Annotated in this window: 17 protein-coding genes; 9 read left to right on the top strand and 8 right to left on the bottom strand. The window is 45.2% G+C overall.

Features of this window, described 5'->3' with window-relative positions; genetic code table 11:
• Window positions 1–5: 5 nt before the first annotated feature.
• Together MHN09_RS14355 and MHN09_RS14350 are read right to left on the bottom strand one after the other, a co-directional pair.
• Window positions 6–830, bottom strand: a complete 825-nt coding sequence (locus MHN09_RS14355; protein ID WP_156078908.1) for a phosphate/phosphite/phosphonate ABC transporter substrate-binding protein — start codon at window positions 828–830, stop codon at window positions 6–8.
• Between the two features lie 23 nt (window positions 831–853).
• Entirely contained in the window at window positions 854–1,414 is a 561-nt protein-coding gene (locus MHN09_RS14350; protein ID WP_014977552.1) for a response regulator, read from the bottom strand.
• Between the two features lie 316 nt (window positions 1,415–1,730).
• Between MHN09_RS14350 and prlC the strand changes: the two genes are divergently transcribed.
• From prlC to MHN09_RS14310, 8 genes are all read left to right on the top strand, one after another.
• Window positions 1,731–3,767, top strand: coding sequence for an oligopeptidase A (gene prlC, locus MHN09_RS14345; RefSeq protein ID WP_202285959.1), 2,037 nt, complete (start codon window positions 1,731–1,733; stop codon window positions 3,765–3,767).
• Between the two features lie 6 nt (window positions 3,768–3,773).
• Window positions 3,774–4,475, top strand: a complete 702-nt coding sequence (locus MHN09_RS14340; RefSeq protein WP_239241184.1) for a DNA-3-methyladenine glycosylase I — start codon at window positions 3,774–3,776, stop codon at window positions 4,473–4,475.
• 172 nt (window positions 4,476–4,647) lie between these two features.
• Window positions 4,648–5,445, top strand: a complete 798-nt coding sequence (gene ubiE, locus MHN09_RS14335) for a bifunctional demethylmenaquinone methyltransferase/2-methoxy-6-polyprenyl-1,4-benzoquinol methylase UbiE (RefSeq protein ID WP_014950941.1) — start codon at window positions 4,648–4,650, stop codon at window positions 5,443–5,445.
• Window positions 5,445–6,080, top strand: coding sequence for an SCP2 sterol-binding domain-containing protein (locus MHN09_RS14330; RefSeq protein WP_239241183.1), 636 nt, complete (start codon window positions 5,445–5,447; stop codon window positions 6,078–6,080). The genes ubiE and MHN09_RS14330 overlap by 1 nt, the downstream gene beginning before the upstream one ends.
• 23 nt (window positions 6,081–6,103) lie before the next feature.
• The gene (gene ubiB / locus MHN09_RS14325) at window positions 6,104–7,732 is read left to right on the top strand and encodes a ubiquinone biosynthesis regulatory protein kinase UbiB (protein ID WP_239241182.1); all 1,629 of its coding nucleotides are present in this window, start codon (window positions 6,104–6,106) and stop codon (window positions 7,730–7,732) included.
• Window positions 7,733–8,025: 293 nt separating this feature from the next.
• Window positions 8,026–8,235 carry a cold-shock protein gene (locus MHN09_RS14320; protein WP_012519905.1) on the top strand — a complete coding sequence of 70 codons (210 nt, stop codon included), beginning with the start codon at window positions 8,026–8,028 and terminating at the stop codon, window positions 8,233–8,235.
• Window positions 8,236–8,637: 402 nt separating this feature from the next.
• Window positions 8,638–9,276 (top strand): hypothetical protein, encoded by a 639-nt coding sequence (locus tag MHN09_RS14315; protein ID WP_239241181.1) that lies wholly within the window; start codon window positions 8,638–8,640, stop codon window positions 9,274–9,276.
• Window positions 9,277–9,355: 79 nt separating this feature from the next.
• Entirely contained in the window at window positions 9,356–9,838 is a 483-nt protein-coding gene (locus tag MHN09_RS14310; RefSeq protein ID WP_239241180.1) for an Lrp/AsnC family transcriptional regulator, read from the top strand.
• 41 nt (window positions 9,839–9,879) lie between these two features.
• Here the strand turns inward: MHN09_RS14310 and MHN09_RS14305 are convergent, their stop codons facing one another.
• The 4 genes from MHN09_RS14305 to MHN09_RS14290 all read right to left on the bottom strand — a co-directional run bounded on the left by MHN09_RS14305 (window position 9,880) and on the right by MHN09_RS14290 (window position 13,398).
• The gene (locus MHN09_RS14305; RefSeq protein WP_014950935.1) at window positions 9,880–10,044 is read right to left on the bottom strand and encodes a hypothetical protein; all 165 of its coding nucleotides are present in this window, start codon (window positions 10,042–10,044) and stop codon (window positions 9,880–9,882) included.
• A 392-nt stretch (window positions 10,045–10,436) separates the two neighbouring features.
• Entirely contained in the window at window positions 10,437–11,444 is a 1,008-nt protein-coding gene (locus MHN09_RS14300; RefSeq protein ID WP_239241178.1) for a cytochrome d ubiquinol oxidase subunit II, read from the bottom strand.
• 11 nt (window positions 11,445–11,455) lie between these two features.
• Entirely contained in the window at window positions 11,456–12,829 is a 1,374-nt protein-coding gene (locus tag MHN09_RS14295) for a cytochrome ubiquinol oxidase subunit I (protein ID WP_239241176.1), read from the bottom strand.
• Between the two features lie 11 nt (window positions 12,830–12,840).
• On the bottom strand, window positions 12,841–13,398 hold the full coding sequence (locus MHN09_RS14290; RefSeq protein WP_014999724.1) for a MarR family transcriptional regulator: 558 nt from the start codon (window positions 13,396–13,398) through the stop codon (window positions 12,841–12,843).
• Between the two features lie 225 nt (window positions 13,399–13,623).
• Here MHN09_RS14290 and MHN09_RS14285 point away from each other — a divergent pair, with 225 nt between their 5' ends.
• Window positions 13,624–16,347 carry an ATP-binding protein gene (locus MHN09_RS14285; protein WP_239241175.1) on the top strand — a complete coding sequence of 908 codons (2,724 nt, stop codon included), beginning with the start codon at window positions 13,624–13,626 and terminating at the stop codon, window positions 16,345–16,347.
• Between the two features lie 247 nt (window positions 16,348–16,594).
• Here MHN09_RS14285 and MHN09_RS14280 read toward each other — a convergent pair whose 3' ends face one another.
• Both MHN09_RS14280 and MHN09_RS14275 read right to left on the bottom strand, forming a co-directional pair.
• On the bottom strand, window positions 16,595–17,620 hold the full coding sequence (locus tag MHN09_RS14280) for a transporter substrate-binding domain-containing protein (protein ID WP_039226834.1): 1,026 nt from the start codon (window positions 17,618–17,620) through the stop codon (window positions 16,595–16,597).
• 255 nt (window positions 17,621–17,875) lie between these two features.
• Entirely contained in the window at window positions 17,876–19,237 is a 1,362-nt protein-coding gene (locus MHN09_RS14275) for a M28 family metallopeptidase (protein ID WP_239241199.1), read from the bottom strand.
• Window positions 19,238–19,413 lie beyond the last annotated feature (176 nt).

The raw sequence follows: 19,413 nt of genomic DNA, 5'->3' as shown, positions 1-19,413 counted from the left end.
TCTACTCATAAATGCGGCCTCGATAGCGACGCTATTCCCAATGCTCTCACGTCGTCCCAATCACTGTCGTTTGACGCTATAAAGCCGTTAAATCCAATACCTTTTAAAATCCAAGACTTACTTGTGTCATTCGACAAAGCAAGTAATGCATTAAGAATAGCTTGTCTGTCAGCGAGTGCCATATTTGGATGGGTTGCGATAGCATGAGGCGTATAACCTTTGCTCTTCCAAAGGACACGTAATTCTTGTTTAACGTCGTCAGGTGAACTGTTAAGCGTACGGACAATGCCACCCCCAGCATTGAAAAAGCCCCGTTGTACTGCGAGGTACACAGAGTCATGAGAATTGACGTAGCGCGGTACAAAAGCAATGCTTTTCATCCGCAAGTGAGCGCTTGTGATAATTGTGGCAGCAAACGCAGCTGGCGCTGGGAAGGCTACTTCAGTACCGCTTAAGTCATCCAGAGAGCGTATGGGGCTGTCTTTATGTACAACAAGTAAGCCGCGAATTTCTTTATCGCGTTGGCGCGCAAGCGCGCGGTATCCCGCAGATTCATTAAAGACCACAAAGTGGTAGGGGTTCATGTAGGCAATATTATATTTGCCGTCGGCGAGATTAGCCTCGAAGGTGGGAATGTCTTTTGCAGTTTTAAAATCAATCTTAAAACCGGTGTAATTGCTCACATAGTCGATTAAGGGTTGCCATGTTTCAGCCATTTTCTTGGCAGACTGCTGAGGTACAACAGCAAAAGTAAGGGGTTTAGCATTTGTCGGTAATGCGCAAACACCAGCAAGCAAACTTAAAAGAGCCAATCGCGATAACCAGGCCATAATGTCACTCCCTTCAAATCGATTTACATCGACATAAACTGCTCAAGGACCATTGTTAAGTCATGATTTGAGAACGGCTTTTGTAAGGTGGCATCAGCCCCTATCTCAAGCGCGCGCTCCAAGCTAATTTCATCGAGTGCCGATATGACCACAATTTTGAGATCTTTATATTTACTCTGATCTCGCGTGAATTCGATAACGCTGTAACCGTCCATGCCTGGCATACTTAAATCGAGGGTCATTACTTTGGGCTCGTATTGGCTTAGCATAATCCCCGCTTGGAAGCCGCCTGTAGCGATATACGACTCATAACCCGCCCGTCTGGCCACGCGCTGAATAGACTTGGCAACTGGCATTTCATCGTCAACAATTAATATTGAGGGCGTGGCAATGCCTTTCAATGAATCGGGAATTGGCATGTCGTGTCGTTCAAGAAAGGCGACAAAATCTTCTACTAATACTCTGTTGTTTCCACGCCCAGGAAGTTTGAAGCCTTTCAGCTTACCGCTTTCGATCCATCGAATTACGGTGCGCAGATTTACATCGCAATACGAGGCTATTTCGCCTGAGGTCAACGTTTTCATATCTATGCCTTGTAGATTTATTAATCGAAATTATAGACGCTGAACAGCGAAGGGACAAAGTAGACAAAAGGATGAAATGTGACATTTGTGACAGCGCTTGGCGGAGGCGGCTGTGTTGTTCAGTTTTTATGAGGGGCATTAAGAAAAACGGTGCAGCGGCATTCATTGAATTCGTAAATATAGGCAATAATCATGATCCATGCACGTTAACGGCTAGTAAGTTCAAAATAGGTCAACAGTGGCTAAAACAATAGCTTGCTTTTAATCAGCGAAGCCCCATCATTATTCTATCAAAGTGTTAAGAGTGAAAAAGATTATGACAACCCCTGCAATTGAAATGGTAGATGGTCTACCAATTTTTTCTGCTATTGAACCTGCCTCTATTAAGCCTGCAATTGAAAAAGCCATTGCGGCGTGCAAAAGCGAAATAGATGAGGTCGTGGCGTCGAAAGATTACTCTTACAAAAATCTAGTGCTGCGCCTTGAAGAGGTCGATGATCGTTTAAGCAAAATGTTCTCGCCGGTTTCTCATATGAATAGCGTGGTGAGCAGCGATGAATTGCGTGAAGCTCACGATGCGTGTTTGCCATTACTATCTGAGTATGGGACTTGGGTAGGCCAGCACGAAGGCCTTTACAATGCTTATGCTTCCCTCAAAGCGTCTGACGAATTTGCGACCTTAAGCGAAGAGCAGCAGAAAGTGATAGAAAACGCCGTTCGCGATTTCACATTGTCAGGTGTAGCGCTTCCCGCAGAGCAAAAGAAGCGTTTTGCAGAGATTCAGGCAAAGCTTAGCGAGCTATCGTCAACCTTTTCCAACAATGTGATGGACGCCACTATGGGCTGGACTAAACACATTACCGATGAAGTTGAACTTGCCGGTATGCCAGAGTCAGCCCTTGAAGCAGCGGCGCAAGCTGCGCACCAAAAAGACTTACAAGGCTGGTTGTTTACGTTAGACATTCCGTCTTATTTGCCAGTCATGCTTTACGCCGATAATCGCGAACTTCGGGAAGAAATGTATCGCGCCTATGCAACGAAAGCGTCTGATCAAGGCCCTAATGCGGGTAAGTGGGATAACACCGATATAATCAAAGAAACCTTAACGCTGCGTACTGAACTGGCTGAATTGTTAGGTTTTTCAAGTTATGCAGAGCGTTCACTAGCGACTAAAATGGCGGATTCTACCGATCAGGTCATCGGTTTCTTGCGTGATTTGGCGGCTAAGTCTAAGCCTCAGGCAGAGAAAGAGCTTGAAGAAGTACGAGCGTACGCGAAAGACAAGCATGGTGTCAGCGAGCTAGCGGCATGGGATTTACCGTATTACAGCGAGAAACTGAAACAGGAAAAGTACACGATTTCTGATGAAATGCTTCGCCCTTATTTCCCCGAAGATAAAGTGCTGTCTGGTTTATTCGAGGTTGTACATCGCCTGTACGGCTTAAAAATTATTGAGCAGCCTGGCATCGATACGTGGCATAGCGATGTACGTTACTTCACCATTACTGACGATGCCGATGTGATGCGCGGCAGCTTTTACCTAGACTTGTACGCACGAGCTAAAAAGCGTGGCGGCGCGTGGATGGATGAATGTCGCGTACGTCGTGAAAAAATGAATGGCGAATTGCAGCTACCCGTTGCGTACCTTACCTGTAATTTCAACGCACCTGTAGGGGATAAGCCTGCGCTATTTACCCATGATGAAGTGGTGACCATGTTTCATGAGTTTGGTCATGGGATCCATCACATGCTTACTAAAATGCGCGTAGCCGGTGTATCTGGTATTAACGGTGTGCCATGGGATGCGGTTGAACTGCCAAGTCAGTTTTTAGAAAACTGGTGCTGGGAAGAAGACGCACTTAATTTTATCTCTGGTCACTATGAAACTGGCGAACCGCTTCCTGCTGATTTACTGGAGCGTATGCTTGCTGCACGGGATTACCAGTCAGCGATGCAGATGGTACGCCAGCTTGAATTCAGTCTTTTCGATTTCTTACTGCATAGCGAAAAGGGCAGTGAGGTAGACGTACAGGGCACATTGGATAAAGTGCGTGAAGAGGTGGCCGTGGTCATCCCTCCATCGTTTAACCGTTTCCAAAACGGCTTTGGTCACATATTTGCTGGTGGATACGCAGCGGGCTATTACAGCTATAAGTGGGCAGAGGTGCTTTCTGCCGACGCGTACAGCAAGTTTGAAGAGGATGGCATCTTTAACCGCGATACGGGCAAAGCGTTCTTAGAAAACATTTTAGAAATGGGCGGTAGTAAGCCTCCTATGGACTTGTTTGTTGCTTTTAGAGGGCGCGAGCCCCAAGTTGACGCTTTGCTTCGTCACAGCGGTATTAAAGGCTAGGCACACATGAAAGAGTCTAAGTTAGAGTCTTTTCAATCTATCTACCTCCGAGCGTGCGAGCGCAAAGGCGGTGAAAGGGTGCTTGAAGCCATGCTCCAAGCGCCACTTTCTAAAGCGCAAATTGAAGCAATTCCTGACGACCGCTTTTTAGCGGCGATGACCAAAAAAGTGTTCCAGTCGGGCTTCGTGTGGCGAGTTATTGAGCAAAAGTGGCCCGACTTTGAAACCGTATTTTTCGGGTTCGACATTGATAAAGTGTTGTTGATGCCTGATGAAATGCTAGAGCAAAAAGCGTCAGATAAGCGCATTGTTCGCAACTATAAAAAAGTGATGACAGTGCGTGACAATGCCATGATGATCAAAGACGTAGCCCTGGAGCACGGTAGCTTTGGTAAGTTCGTAGCAGGCTTTGAAAAAGACAATATCACTGAGCTTTGGGCGTTTTTGAAAAAACGCGGTGCGCGATTAGGCGGTAACACCGGCCCCTACATGCTTCGTGCACTAGGCATAGACACGTTTTTATTCTCACGTGACGTGGAAGATTACTTGCGAAAGAATGAAATTATCGACGGTGGCTTAACCTCGAAAAAGTCGCTGTCGGCGGCCAATGCGGCATTTGCGCAATGGCATGAGGAAAGCGGCCGTTCTTTGCAAGAGATCAGTGCCATTGTTGCCTTTAGCTGGGGCACAAACAATCAGGTAGCGTAGAGCAAGCTGCTTTAGTCTTCTAAACAAGCGAGCTTGTGCCTTGCAGGCTCCGCTTTTGTAAAGGTCAAAGGCTTGATTTACATCAGGAGACAGTCAGGCATAAAGCTTTTGCTTGAGCACACAATCCTATACACTTCGGCATTAATAAAAATATTCAAATTACAGGACTGTCATGAGCGACAATCAAACTCCCGCTACGCAAGCAGACTCTGCAATCGACAATGCTACTGAGCATACAACGCACTTTGGTTTCAAACAGGTGGATAAAGGGCAAAAAGCCTCTTTAGTTGCTAATGTTTTTGACTCTGTTGCAGCAAAGTACGACGTAATGAACGATCTTATGTCGATGGGAGTGCATCGTTTATGGAAGCGTTTCACAATAGACTGCAGCGGTGTTCGCGCTGGCAATAAAGTATTGGATATTGCCGGTGGTACTGGCGATCTAACCGCTAAGTTCTCTCGCTTGGTAGGTCCTACAGGGCGCGTAACCCTTGCCGATATCAACTTGTCTATGCTGAAAGTAGGCCGTGATAAGCTTCGCGATCGCGGCTTGGTAAGCAACATCGATTATGTGCAAGCTGACGCGGAAGCACTGCCTTTCCCCGACAACCATTTTGATGTGGTGACCATGGCATTCGGCCTCAGAAACGTAACGGAAAAGCAAAACGCGCTTAATTCTATTTTTCGCGTGTTAAAACCAGGCGGCCGTTTACTGGTATTAGAATTTTCTAAGCCTACGTCAGAGCAGCTCAGCAAACTTTACGATATGTACTCGTTTCACATTTTGCCAAAAATGGGTCAGCTAGTGGCGAACGATGCAGAAAGTTACCAATACCTTGCGGAAAGCATACGTATGCACCCAGATCAAGAAACCTTGAAGGGGATGTTCGAGCAGGCTGGCTTTGAGCAATGTGATTACCAAAACCTGACTGGCGGTATTGTAGCGCTACATAGAGGTTATAAGTTTTAATGCCTACTTCTGCGCTGGTTACCGCAACGGCTGAATCGGTTTTAAACAAGTTGCTGTCTTTAGACGAAGACAGCGAAGCAAGGCTAAAAGCGCTTGCTGGCGCCAGGCTTACCGCGTTCATTTCGCCGTTTCCTTATGGTATTACGCTGTCGTTTTCTGACCGTATTGACGTACTCAGCGAACAAGGCTCGTTTGAAGACGCCGTCGCGTCCCTTGGGCCGAAAGACTGTTGTATTAAAACGTCGCTACAAACCTTGCCAGAGTTAAAAGAAACCAGCCAGTTGACTCGTCTTATTCAGCAAAAGTCCCTCTTTTTGGAAGGAGAGCTCAATGTTGCTCAGCAGGTCAGTGCCTTGTTTCAGCAGCTCGATATCGACATTGAAGAGTTGCTGGCCCAAAAGACCAACGATGTTATTGCCCATCAGACCGTGAAAACGGTGAAAACCGTGCATGAGAAGTCGATGTCAGCACTAGCGTCCATGGCGAAGGTATTCGGCAACGCCGTAGTAGAAGAAAAGCAGCTTGCTGCACACAAGCTGGCGGTTATGCACTTTAGTGACGAAGTTAATGCGCTTCGCGATCGAGCAGAAAGTGCCGATGCGAGACTGCGCCGCCTAGAAGAAAAATTTAAGTAAGATTGAGAGAAACAGGCTCATAAATGCGTATTGTTAGGTTATACCGAATTAACAAGGTATTGTTGGAACACGGCTTAGACGAACTTATTCCAGCAAAGTGGTTACCCTGGTACGCGCGGGCTATGCGTCATACCATTTTTTGGGTGCGAAACAAGCACAAGGGCAAGTCAGCCGGCGAGCGTATTACCCTTGCACTACAAAACCTTGGGCCTGTTTTTATTAAATTCGGCCAGATGCTCTCTACCCGCCGAGACTTGCTTCCCCCTGCCATTGCTAACGAACTTGCCCGTTTACAAGACAAAGTTCCGCCGTTTCCATCTGACGCTGCACAAGACATTATCAAGCAAGCGTTGGGGCTTTCTGATTTAAGCGAATTATTCAGTGAATTTGAAAAAGCGCCGCTGGCGTCTGCCTCTATAGCCCAAGTTCACGCGGCAAAGTTGAAGCATAACAACGAAGACGTCGTGGTAAAGGTATTGCGCCCAGATATTCGCGATACCATCGTGGCGGACATGGAGCTTTTATTTAGCTTGGCTAACGTGCTTCAACGCTGGCTTCCTGATGGCAAACGGCTGCGTCCTGTCGAAGTGGTTGTAGAATACCGCAAGACCATTGTTGATGAACTTGATTTACTGCGTGAATCTGCGAACGGTATTCAGTTAGGGCGTAATTTTGAAGGTTCAGACGCGCTTTATGTACCTAAAATTTACAGTGACTATTGCCGCAGTAATGTGTTGGTTATGGAGCGTATTTACGGTCTTCCAATCTCAAATATAGACGCATTACTTACCCAAAATACCAATATGAAAAAATTGGCCGAGCGCGGTGTGGAAGTATTCTTCACTCAGGTATTTCGCGACAGTTTTTTCCATGCAGACATGCACCCGGGCAATATCTTTGTATCTACCGAACACCCTGAAAACCCCAAATATATCGCCATCGATTTTGGCATTGTGGGTACGCTCAACCGTGAAGATAAACGCTATCTGGCTGAGAACTTTATTGCCTTCTTCAACCGCGACTATCGCAAGGTTGCCCAGCTTCACGCCGACTCAGGCTGGGTACCGCAAGATACCAATATCGATGAGTTCGAGATGGCCATCCGCACGGTATGTGAACCTATATTCCAAAAGCCATTAGCTGAAATATCCTTTGGTAACGTGCTGCTGCAGCTATTTAATACAGCACGACGTTTCAATATGGTTGTGCAGCCACAGCTTGTGCTACTGCAAAAAACATTGCTGTATATAGAAGGCTTAGGCCGTCAGTTGTATCCTCAGCTCGACCTTTGGAAAACCGCTAAGCCGTTTCTTGAAAACTGGATGAAAGAGCAGATTGGCTTTACCGCCATGATGGGGAAGGTGAAAGACAACTTACCTTTCTGGTCTGAAAAACTACCAGAAATGCCAGACCTGCTGTACGACAGTTTACAGCAAATGAAGCGCTTGCCATTGCAACAACAAAGGGCACATTTGGCACTGCTCCAAGAGCAAAAGAAAACAACTCAGACCACTCATTTAAGCGTAGTGGGCGCCACCTTTGTGTTAATGACAGCAATACTGCCAATGTACGATTTATCTTGGTATTTCCCAGCAAGTACAGGCGTAATTGGCGCAATTTGCTGGTATTTAGCCTGGCGGAAAGGGCATTAATTTTTGTTACGCTGCGGTGAAATATTTATGAAATCCGTAGTTTATCAATTAATTTGTATATTAATCGTCCCGAAGAGTGTTATAGTGGCTTTGGCTTTTAGCCAAAGTCTTTAAAGAGACGCGATTTTGTATTATTTGCTATATGTTAAACCACTCGAGTTACCCGGTAATTTGTTGTAAGTTGTTTGTCCATTCGTAAGTAAGACCCAATACTCCGCCAATTTAAAGACTCTAAAGAACTTAGTTACACGCGCTTATGCGCAATTTAATACGATATTTGAGGTCTATACGACATGTCTAAAGTTACAGGCACAGTTAAGTGGTTCAACGCTGATAAAGGTTACGGTTTTCTAACTCAAGATAACGGCGGTAAGGACGTATTCGTTCATTTCCGTGCGATCATCTCTGACGGTTACAAAACGCTTCCAGAAGGTCAGCGAGTAGAATTTGAAGTTGAAGAAGGTCAAAAAGGTCTTCAAGCTGCTAACGTGCAAGCTATCTAAGAATTCAAAAACGGCGGTCATTTGACCGCCGTTTTTCTTTCTATTGTCTGCATTTCCACACTCACGCTAAACGCGCGACAAAGCTTTTAGTCCATACCGCTATTGGTATATATCATTTTTAACGAATAACGCTTTCATCAATAGCTAGTCTACTACGTCGCTATCGTCATCCTCTCTCGGCTACACCACATAAGCACTCGTTCACTCCAATAAATTTGAAGCTCGCAGCATATTCCTAATATCAGTACGCCACGGTATTGCGTAGTCATAGCGTTTAATGCTTTACTCATTACAACGCCCATTTGGGTAATACCAGTCCGCACAGTTAATTACCCACTCAGCGAGACTCAAAGTGTTCGTAATCGCGGCGATAAATACGTCTACAGGGAGTGCTTAATGCGCATGACATCAACTATTCGATCTTCATTGGCCACCGCGCTACTTATTCTAAGTTCAAACCTTGCTTATGCTGCTCAGGCAAATGGACAAGTCGGTGAGCAGGGTGTTTTAGCAATGGTGCTTAATACTGAAATCCGTATGGCAGACGTCGTGCCCAGTGAAGAAGAACGTAAAAACTTAAAGCAGCAAGCGAAAGACAATTACGCAGGTATGCTTGATTATGTGGTCCGTGTAAATGCGTCTAACAGAATTTATGAGCTTGTTTTAGAGGACTATGCAAAACAAAAAGGCATAACGGTTAATCAAACACTGGTAAGCAAGTTTATCGAAAAGTTTGAAGGTCAGGTTTCAAGTGAAACGGCAACGAAACCCATTAAAGAGATAGCGGCCAAGCAGGTTATGCAGTTTCAAACAGAAAAAGCGATGTATGAAGAATTTGGAGGGCGTGTTATCTTTCGCCAGTCTAACCCGCAAATGCCGATTGACGCCTACAATACACTGCTATCTCGCTATCGCGATGCAGGTAAACTTAGCATAATAGACGAGGACTTGCGGGATGCATTTTGGGATGTATTCACGCCTCCCTTTCAGTACGAAATTACACCAGAAAATGTTGACTTTAATCAGCCTTGGTGGCTTTAAATAGCCTCCATAAAAGTAAAGCGCCTGACGTAATTCGCTGAAAAACTAAGAACATGGAAATAAAGGGCAACATCTCACTATGCGTAGTGAAAAAACAAGCGGTATAGACACAATAGATAAAGCCATTTTGGCCATGCTACAGAATAACGCTGACACGCCTGTCGCAGAAATCGCTGAGCAAATTGGGCTTACGGTAACGCCCTGCTGGCGGCGTATTCAAAAGCTAGAAGAGAAGGGCATAATCTCTAGGCGAGTAGCGCTGTTGCAAGCAAAACACCTGGGGCTGGCCATGACCGTTTTCGTGCAAGTAAAAGCGGGCAGACATGATGGAAAGTGGCTGGCAAGTTTCGCTAAACACGCCGCATCATTTGATGAAGTTGTTGAATGTTATCGTATGTCTGGCGAATACGATTACCTGCTAAAAGTCCTCGTTACCGATATGGATTGCTTTGATCATTTTTATAAGCGATTGGTTAACGGTTTAGAATTTTCCGACGTCACTTCAAGCTTTGCAATGGAGCAGATTAAGTACACAACCTCGGTACCGTTAAACCACATTTAAAATCCAAAAAAAAGGGGCCGGTTTGATGGGCCCCATATAAATTAATGATTTTGGTCTTCAACGTGCTGGTCGGCGAATATCTTGGATTTCTTTTTGATTTTACATCCTAAGATACGCTGCGCATTTTTACGGCCGATATAGTGAGCGACTGTGTAGGGGTGCGCGCGCTTGAAGAACCGTGAGAACGAATGGAATACATTTTCCATGGTATTGGCTCCTTCTATTAAAAATTGCCCCAAATAAAATATAGTAATATTACAGTTTGATGTCAACAAAATATTTAACGGTAAGTAACGTTTAAATTTTGTTCACACCTAAAGGGTAGACTAGCTAACGCTAAACACCCTCTAGTCATTGGTATACATTGTTCGAGGGAAAGGATCATATTTTGATCGCAAGTTTTCAGATCGAGTTCGTGGGTAGGTGATACTGGTCACCGCAAATGCCCCAAGCACAGGAAAGGCCGCGGGAACCGCAAGAAACTCGCAATGTAAAGCGTTTAGTATAGCGCTGAATAGAAAGTGAACACCATTGAATTTCAATGATGTTCACTATTGTTTTAAGTAATTGGGATCTGTTGCGATCCCATCAACAAAGGCTAGTAGTAAGAAAGCTTCTCTGATTTACCGGAGAATATTTTATATACCATGGCCGTATAAGCCAAAATAATAGGTACAACAATAACTACGCCAACAAGCAAGAAGCGTAGAGAGCTTGCATCACTAAGCGCATCCATCACTGTCACCTGTCCAGGGATAATAAACGGATAGTAGCTTATGCCAAATGCGGTGAAACAAAGTAAAAATACGAGAAGGGCAATAAAGAACGGAAGCCATTCGCCTTTCCCTTGTGCATCGGGTAGTTTTTTAAGCAACACACCGCATATTACTAAAAGCGCAAAACACGCTACTGGAATAGCGAAAAGCACATAACCCCAAGGAGGTGACAACCATAAGTCTCGCACGTCATCGTGTAAGGTTAGGTTCGCGATACTTACCGCGACAATCCCTACCGCCAGTACCCCTAAACCTCTTCTGGCCCAGTAATACGCTTTTTGTTGAAGCTCACCTTCGCCTTTAAGTATTAACCAGCACGAGCCAATAAACGCATAGGCAGCCGTAACACCGAATGCAGCGAGGAGTGCAAAGCCTTGCGCCCAAATATCTGTGCGAAGCCCCGTCACGTATATACCCAACATATACCCTTGAGCTAATGTGGTTAATAGCGAACCGTATTTGAATACCATGTCCCACTTACGCTTTTTCACCTGCACAACCTTGGCGCGAAAATCAAACGCTACGCCGCGCAAAATAAGCCCTAATAACATGAAGGTGGCAGGCAAGTACAAGGTTTGTAAAAACTCACTATGGGCTTCAGGGAAGGCAACAAGCAGTAGACCTATGGCGAGCACAAGCCACGTCTCATTAGCATCCCAGTAAGGCCCTATGGAGGCTATCATGTCATCGCGAAACGCTTCTGTTCTTGGCGGAATAAGCACACCCACACCCAAGTCGTAGCCATCTAAAATGGCGTACAGCAATACAGATAGACCAAGTAAACCCACATAAATATTTCCGAGCATTTCTGCTGATACATTTTCAAACATGTTTGCTCTCCTTAAACCGTGCTTGGGTCTGGGTCAGTAGGTTGCATTTTTGCCTTGGCAATTTCGCGCTCTTCCGTCGTTATCTCTTCAATTTCAACGGCTCTTCTGCACATCAACATAAGTGTTCCCATATATGCGATTAGAAGCACCGTATAAATAACAAGATAGAGCGTGAGTGACAGAGCAATATTCGCCGGTGGTAACTGGGTAACGGCATCAGCGGTTCTTAATACACCGCTTACCAAATAGGGCTGACGGCCTATTTCCGTTACGTACCAGCCTGCTAACGTAGCAATCCAGCCGCTAAACGCCATGCCTGCAAACGTGCGTTTAAGCCAAATTGGGAAGTCTTTTTTGCGCATAAGATAAAGACTGCCAAGCCATGACACAGCAAGCATTAACATACCCATTCCCACCATAACCCTAAAACCGAAGAAAACAGGAGCAACGGGCGGATGCTCTCCTTCAAACTCATTTAACCCTTTAATCTCGCCTTTAAGTTCGTGAGTAAGAATTAAACTCGCACCATAGGGAATGGGAATTTCAAAATGATTCTCTTTGCTTTCTTCGTCAGGAATTGCAAAAAGCAACAAAGGTGCGCCTTCAGTGGTTTCCCAAAGTCCTTCCATCGCCGCTACTTTCTGAGGCTGATGCTCAAGCGTATTTAAACCATGCATGTCACCAGCAAAAATTTGTAGCGGGATTAACACTGCCGCCGTATAGGTGGCGGTTTTAAGCGCGAGCTTAGGTGCAAGCTTGTCGTCGCCTTTAAGCATGCGGTAGGCCGAAAGCCCAGCTATCAGGAAGCTGGCCGTCAGTCCAGACGCTAACATCATATGTACAAAGCGGTAAGGGAAAGACGGGTTAAAGATAATTTCTTTCCAGTTTGTGGCATACACCACACCGTCGACCACTTCAAAACCCTGCGGGGTTTGCATCCAGCTATTTAAGGCTAATATCCAGAACGCAGAAGTAGTGGTGCCAAGCGCAACAATAAGGGTTGAAGCCGTATGCAGCCAGTTCGGAACACGGCGTATGCCAAACAGCATGATGCCTAAAAACGTGGCTTCTAAGAAAAAGGCGGTAAGTACCTCATAACCGAGTAGTGGCCCCGCCACATTACCTACTTTCTCCATAAATCCAGGCCAGTTAGTACCAAACTGAAATGACATGGTGACGCCGCTTACTACACCCAAGGCGAAGCTTAGGGCAAAGACACGTACCCAAAAGCGATACATACGCATCCACACAGGGTGACCTGAAATATTAGAGCGCAGCTTAAAGTAAAATAGAAACCAGCCCATCGCCATGGTGATGGTTGGAAACAAAATATGAAAACTAATATTTAACGCAAATTGTAAACGAGACAGCAAGAATGCATCCACAGAAGGCCCCCTTAGTTAACGCTGTTTTTCCCCGGAAGTAGCTTGTCCTTAAGCTCAAGCATACGGCCCACGCCAGAACCCAACTTCATCAACGTGTTTAACTTTTCAGGTCCAAGATTTTGAAGCTCTTCAGACCATGCCGTAATTGATTCGAGTAAATCGTGAATTTCGTTCAGTTTATGTTGTGCATTCGCCTCTTTTTCATTGGCAGGTGCGTCAAGCAACAAATCACGCAGTAGACTCATTGTTGGGTCTATCTCGCGCTTTCTTCGTTCTTCAAACACTCTATTGGCCAGTGTCCAAATATCGCCAGCCGGAATAAAGAACTCTTTTCTCTCACCAGGAACAAGATGCTGTTTAACTAAGCGCCATGACTGAAGCTCTTTTAAACCCATGCTGGTATTGCCTCTGGATATGTTGAGCGCATCCGCAATTTCCTGCGCCGAAATGGGCTCTTCGTTTAAAACAATAAGCGCTAGAATTTGCCCAACTGTTCTGTTGAAACCCCAACGACTTCCCATTTCACCAAAGTGCATAACCGCAGATGTAATTAAAGGCGTCATTTTCATTTTTGCCTTCCAGAAGTTTCAGAAATTACTGAAAGTTTATTGCTTAGGATCAAGAAACACAAGTTTTATTCGTGATATTGCGTACGAATTTTTGAAAATTTAATATTCTTCTTATTAAGCGCTGCAGTGATTTGACATGCTTCTTCAATAGAAAATTGGTATCTTATAGAGTAAGTCTAGGAACACACTGCGAAAATTCGCTTTATTGATATTTGGCGCAAAGTAATGCAAACAATTGACCATACCCCTACAACGCTTCAAAACTGTGAAGATGAAGCAATTCACTTGATTGAAAGCGTGCAGAGTTTTGGGTATGTCATTGCCATCAATCCTAGTACTAAAAAAATTCAGGTAGTGAGCGAGAACATTAATGACATGTTCAAAGTAGACGTCGTTCCCGGTGAAACACTTATCACTGAACTAATTGACATTCCCACTCCTGAAGCGCGCACATTCCAGACTATTCATGATGCTGTAAAAGGCGGAAATGTACGCCACGCCTACCAGTGGAAGTTTGCTGAAAATGCGCTCCATCTCAAAGATTGGGAGAAAGAAGGGAGTGGCGTTGCCTTCGATTCTAATGGGCTGTTAGTTATTGAGCTTGAGCCAACCCCTCAACTAAGCTTTGAGGCGGCGCAGCAATGGGTGCCAATGGATGTAGATATTCGCGCATTGTTACCCAATGTCGATGACCGCGACTCCATAGGCGATGTTGCCGATGCTATCGCTCAGGTATTTAAGCAATACATAGGTTTCGACTCGGTCATGGTTTATCAGTTTGACAAAACCTACTGTGGTGAAGTAATTGGTGAAGCCGCAAGTACAGATTCTCGCTCATTCAAAGGGTTGAAGTTTCCGGCTTCGGACATCCCCAGTCAGGCCCGTGAACTGTATCTAAAAAATCGAGTGCGCTGTGTCTACGATGTAGAAGAGCAAGTTATAGGCCTTAAGCCTTCGGTTAAAGAGGCAGAACGTCCGCCATTGGATTTATCAATGTCAATGGTTCGCTCTGTTTCGCCTATGCACATTGCCTACCTTAAAAATATGGGGATCCGCTCTTCATTTTCAGTTTCGCTTGTTTTTGAGGGTAAGCTGTGGGGATTGTTAGCATGCCACAACAGTGAACCTGCTTACATCGACCAGAAGAAACGTTTAGTTTGCGAATCATTAGGTCACCTTTATGCCTGGCAGCTTCACACGAAAGCACTGCATAAAAAGAAAGAGCAATTTCAAATTCGCCAACGCAAGCTGAACTATATTGTTCATCAGCTTACTTCATTCACGAACCCGCTTGAGGCCATCACGCAGAAAGAAGGAGACTTACTGGATGTTGCTGATTCGTGCGGTATGGCGGTGGTTACCCCTACGGGCAACTATCTGGTTGGTAAGACTCCCACAGAGAAAACCTTGGCAAAATTACTCGAAAAATTTGCCATTAGCGGCTCTGAGCAGTCCATTGCTATAAACCGATTAACAAACGAAATTTTAGATAGTGGCGACCTAAACGGCATTCGAGGCATGTATATTTCCTGCGTGTCTTCAAAACTGGGCTACTACACGGTTTGGTTTAGGGAGCAGAAAGACAAGACCATTCGTTGGGCGGGTCGCGATGCAGCCAGAAAAGATATTGGAAAGTCTCTTACTCCTCGTAATTCGTTTGATATGTATTTGCAAAGTGTCGCTGATGAATCGGTAGAGTGGACCGAAGATGACCAACTAATCATTGAAGGTTTTGATCATCTGTTTATACCTTACGCGCTAAGCTTAAAAGCGTCGCTCGATAAGCAAATTAGTAAATTAGAAGAGCTGGATAAAGCGAAAGATCAGTTTCTTGCCAGCATTTCTCACGAGCTACGTTCACCACTTAACTCCATTGTGGGGTGGACCGATTTAGCGCTTATGGATGTCGGCAATGTGGACAGAATGACTGATGCCCTTGGCGTGATAAAGCGCGCGGCATCAACTCAGGCAGCACTGATCAACGACATTCTCGATTTATCCCGTATTATTTCAGGTACGATGAAGCTCAGTACCCATTCGCTTAATATCGCAGGGTCCATATCTGAAGTTGCCAAATCTTTTGAGGCTGGGTTTGCGAGCAAGAATATTCAGCTATCGATAAATTGCGAAGACGATCACACGCAAATTCTGGGTGACAATCTCCGTATAAAACAGGTTATCAATAACCTGTTGAGCAATGCGCTTAAGTTCACGTCGAAAGGCGGTACTGTGCATGTAAGAGGTCGAAGAGAGCATTCAAACTACCTTTTCCGCGTTAAAGACAATGGCAAAGGTATGACGCGCGAGCAGCTATCTCATGTTTTCGAACGTTTTTATCAAGGTAAAAACGAGCACAACAAACATGGGTTGGGCTTAGGCCTGTCTATTGTGAAAAGTTTAGTGGAGATGCACGGTGGTGAAATTTATGCTGAAAGCGACGGACCTAACACGGGAACAACGTTTTACGTAACGCTCCCGATTGCGCCGCTTAATTTGCACGACGACATTATTGAAACTAAGAACTCTGAAATTAGCGACCTGACTGAGTCTTTGCGTTTGAACGGCTTACGGATTTTAGTCGCAGAAGATGAGCAAGACGCCCGTGATTTTATAAAGCTGTTTCTAGAATCTAACGGCGCGCGAGTTAATGTTGTAAAGAACGGCCTGTTAGCATGGAAAGAAATTAACGATATGCCAGAAGCCTTCGATCTTCTGCTATCGGATATTGGTATGCCGGAAATCGATGGGCTGGGTTTAGTTTCAAAAATAAGAGCCAGTGAAATACCAGAAATTGCAAAGCTTAATGCCGTAGCACTGACCGCTTATGCCTATACATCTGATCGCGTTAAAGCACTTAAAGCTGGCTTTAACAACTATGTGTCAAAGCCAGTCGATGGCGAAGAATTGCTGACAATTCTGGAAATGTACTTACCAGAAACGTCACACTAACTCTGACGACTCCCCGTCTTCTTTGCAACCTTTGATCAGCGGTATTACGAAGATAGAGCGCGAAAATAGAGCGCGAAGATAGAACGTTAACAAAGCTGACGCATATCTTTGAATAGGTCGTTTAGTTTAAGCAACGACAGGTATGCTTTGTAGTGTAGAAGTCGCGTAGTCGACTTCGTGCTTCTCTACCTAATTTAATGCCTTTCAACGCTCATTGCTTTCAAAGTTCACCGAAGTCAAAATTCATCTACCAGCGGCGGAGTAATAGCTGGTAGGTGGTTTTATCTAACAGCGACTCGCGGGGCGACGAACTTTCTTTATCGGGAAGGGCAGCACGCGCTTCCTCAAGCGATGCATATCTATCCCCGTCAATATAAAACGCGCTGGCTTCAGATGTAGGTTTACCGTCAAGGGAATAGGTGGTGTTTAACAAGTCTGACGTGGTAGTTATGTTGCTGTGCCCGATAAAGTCGGCAACGCCATCGCCATTCACATCTTTGGTGAGCCAAGCTAGCTCAAGTGGCTGATTCAATTCCCCCGAATTCTGCATTGTCGACACAGCTTGATTGAATTGCGCAATAATCCTTTCAGCGTTAGCAACATTTTTGCTGATAGCTATTTGAAATCCGGTTTTTGCTAAAGGTTTTGCTGAAAAGTGCAAGGTTTCTTCATTATCGTTAGCCAGCAGTATGTTTAGCTCTCGCGCAAGCAGCTGGGTGGTAATTAAGTAAGGCGCTCTATCGTCGGCAAGTTGTCGAAATGCATCAAACGTAGTGGGGTTGCGTGACCACTTTATATCTTTCAGCAGTCTGAATGAGGGCGTATTCGCAAAGCGATTTTCAATAGCGACCCGGTTGTCTTTTAAATGAGGAAAAAGCTTTATTGCCTCAACGTCCGCCTCTTTGCTTACCGCGTAAAGGTAAATGGGTAAGTAGATATCGGATAGAACATAGTTGCTGCTATCCTCGCCCAAATTAACGTAGGCAAATTCACCGTCTAGCTTACCTGTCAGTACAGAACTGCCCAAAAAAGCTTGTCGCATAACCTGAAGTTGGATATCCAACTCCGCCTTCTGAAACACCTTTTCGAGCAGTGTGTTAACTCGAGCAGGCTCCCCATCGTCGCTTATGTAGGTCTCGAAGGAAGCTGCACCTAATTTGGTAGGGGCGGCATGTAATTGCGAAACATTAAAACAACAAAGGGCTAGGCTTATGCCTAATAAAGAAAGACGTTGAGTGAAAATAGAGAGCGAGAACGCGCTGAATCTTACCAAAGGTGAACTCCGAACTGCCGTCATACATTTACTACACTGTAATGCAGTTAGTCGCTTAATTCCAATAAACACATTCTGGCTTAAATTAACAAAATGTAAGCGACATCAATATATTGAGTGTAGTGTCCACGTTTATACTAGCTTTTATTAAGTAAAGTCATTCGTGACGATAAGCCGGTTTCATTACCAGCTTAACGTCACGAACTTGATTGCATGCATATACGCACGCTTAATATAGGCGCTCAATAAAAACGCTTATTCTCCAAAGCTTCCCGCAGGACCTGGATAAACCACTACGCTTTCAACACCGTCCTTGTTCACGCTGGCTACGCCAAAGAAGTAGTTGTCGATAACAACGTTCTCAAGCATGGCCTCGGTGACGTTACCCACATATTTACTGTATTCCCATTGCGGAGCATCAGTATGACGCCAGTATACTTTGTACCCTTTAAGCTGCGGGTTCTCTTCAGCGTCTAGTGCATCCCACTTTAAAAATGTTGAAGGTTGAACTGCACCGGCAATTTCTACATTTGCAGGTGGGTTCGGTGCCCACGCCATCGCAGCAAGAGAAACAGCATTAAGGCCAGTAAGTTTGGCTGCGTAATCAAAGTCGACGCCATCCAAGGTGTCACCATATGCAACACCGTCTTCTACGCGAAGATCTTGATGTTGGCGGGTGTAGTTTTCGTTAGTTTCCATAATACGAATACCCGGGTAGCCCAAGTCGTTGAACGGGCGGTGATGGCCGCCACGACCAAAACGGTCCAAGCGATAAATCACCATTGTGTCTAGGTTCTCAATATACTGATCGGCAATTTTATCGATGTAACGGGCAAGGTTACGGCTTGGTGAGTCAACTTCACCCCCGGTGAAACGTCGCATGCGTGCTTCTTTATCCGTTTCGGTTACGCGTGTGCCTTCAGCAAACAAGCGAGCGGTGGTGTTGTTAATCACACCGTTAACCCCTTCGATATTGCCTATCATGTCATTATTGAGCACGGCTTTAATTCGCCAGCCGTCTTCCTTGGCTTGGTTTGCCATAATACGCCCGCCGAAAAGCCCTTGCTCTTCGCCAGATAAAGCAGCATACACGATACTGCCGTTAAACTTGTATTTGGATAGTACTCGCGCAGCTTCTAGGGTACCGGCAACACCAGAGGCGTTGTCGTTTGCCCCTGGTGAGTCAGAGGTGAAGTCCATTACATCAGAGACCCGTGAATCGATATCGCCTGACATGATGACGTAACGGTCTGGATCGGTGGTACCGCGTTGTATCGCGATAACGCTAACCACTTCTACTGGGTCGGGAATACGTTTTTCTCCGCTGATGACTTCCGACTGGTAGTACACTTCTAAGCAGCCACCACACTCGGCTGAAATTTTATCAAATTTAGATTTAATCCAACGTCGCGCAGCACCAATACCACGTGTATCAGACTCGGTTTCAGAAAGGGTATGGCGTGTACCAAAGTTCACCAGCGTAGTAATGTCTTTTTCAATGTTTTCAGCGGAAACATTTTTGGCAATATCATAAAGTGCTTGCTGCTGCTCGCTTTGTGCGTGAGCGGCGAATGACGCTGTGCTACTTACCAATACAGCTGATGCCAGTACTTTCATTAATTCAGTTCTTATTTTTGCACTTATACTAGCTAGTGCGGGTCGGTTTTTTATCATTGTTATCTCCTGTTTTTATTGGGTAAGCGGATTAAATGGTTGATCTTACCTTTGCATGAGAGTGAGACAGACCGGCATCTCATCGGATTATCTGGTTGATGCTTCACCTACTGCTGGTG

Source organism: Alteromonas sp. MmMcT2-5 (assembly GCF_022348315.1).
GTDB classification, from domain to species: Bacteria; Pseudomonadota; Gammaproteobacteria; order Enterobacterales; family Alteromonadaceae; genus Alteromonas; species Alteromonas macleodii.
This window is presented reverse-complemented; position numbering and strand designations above follow the sequence as displayed.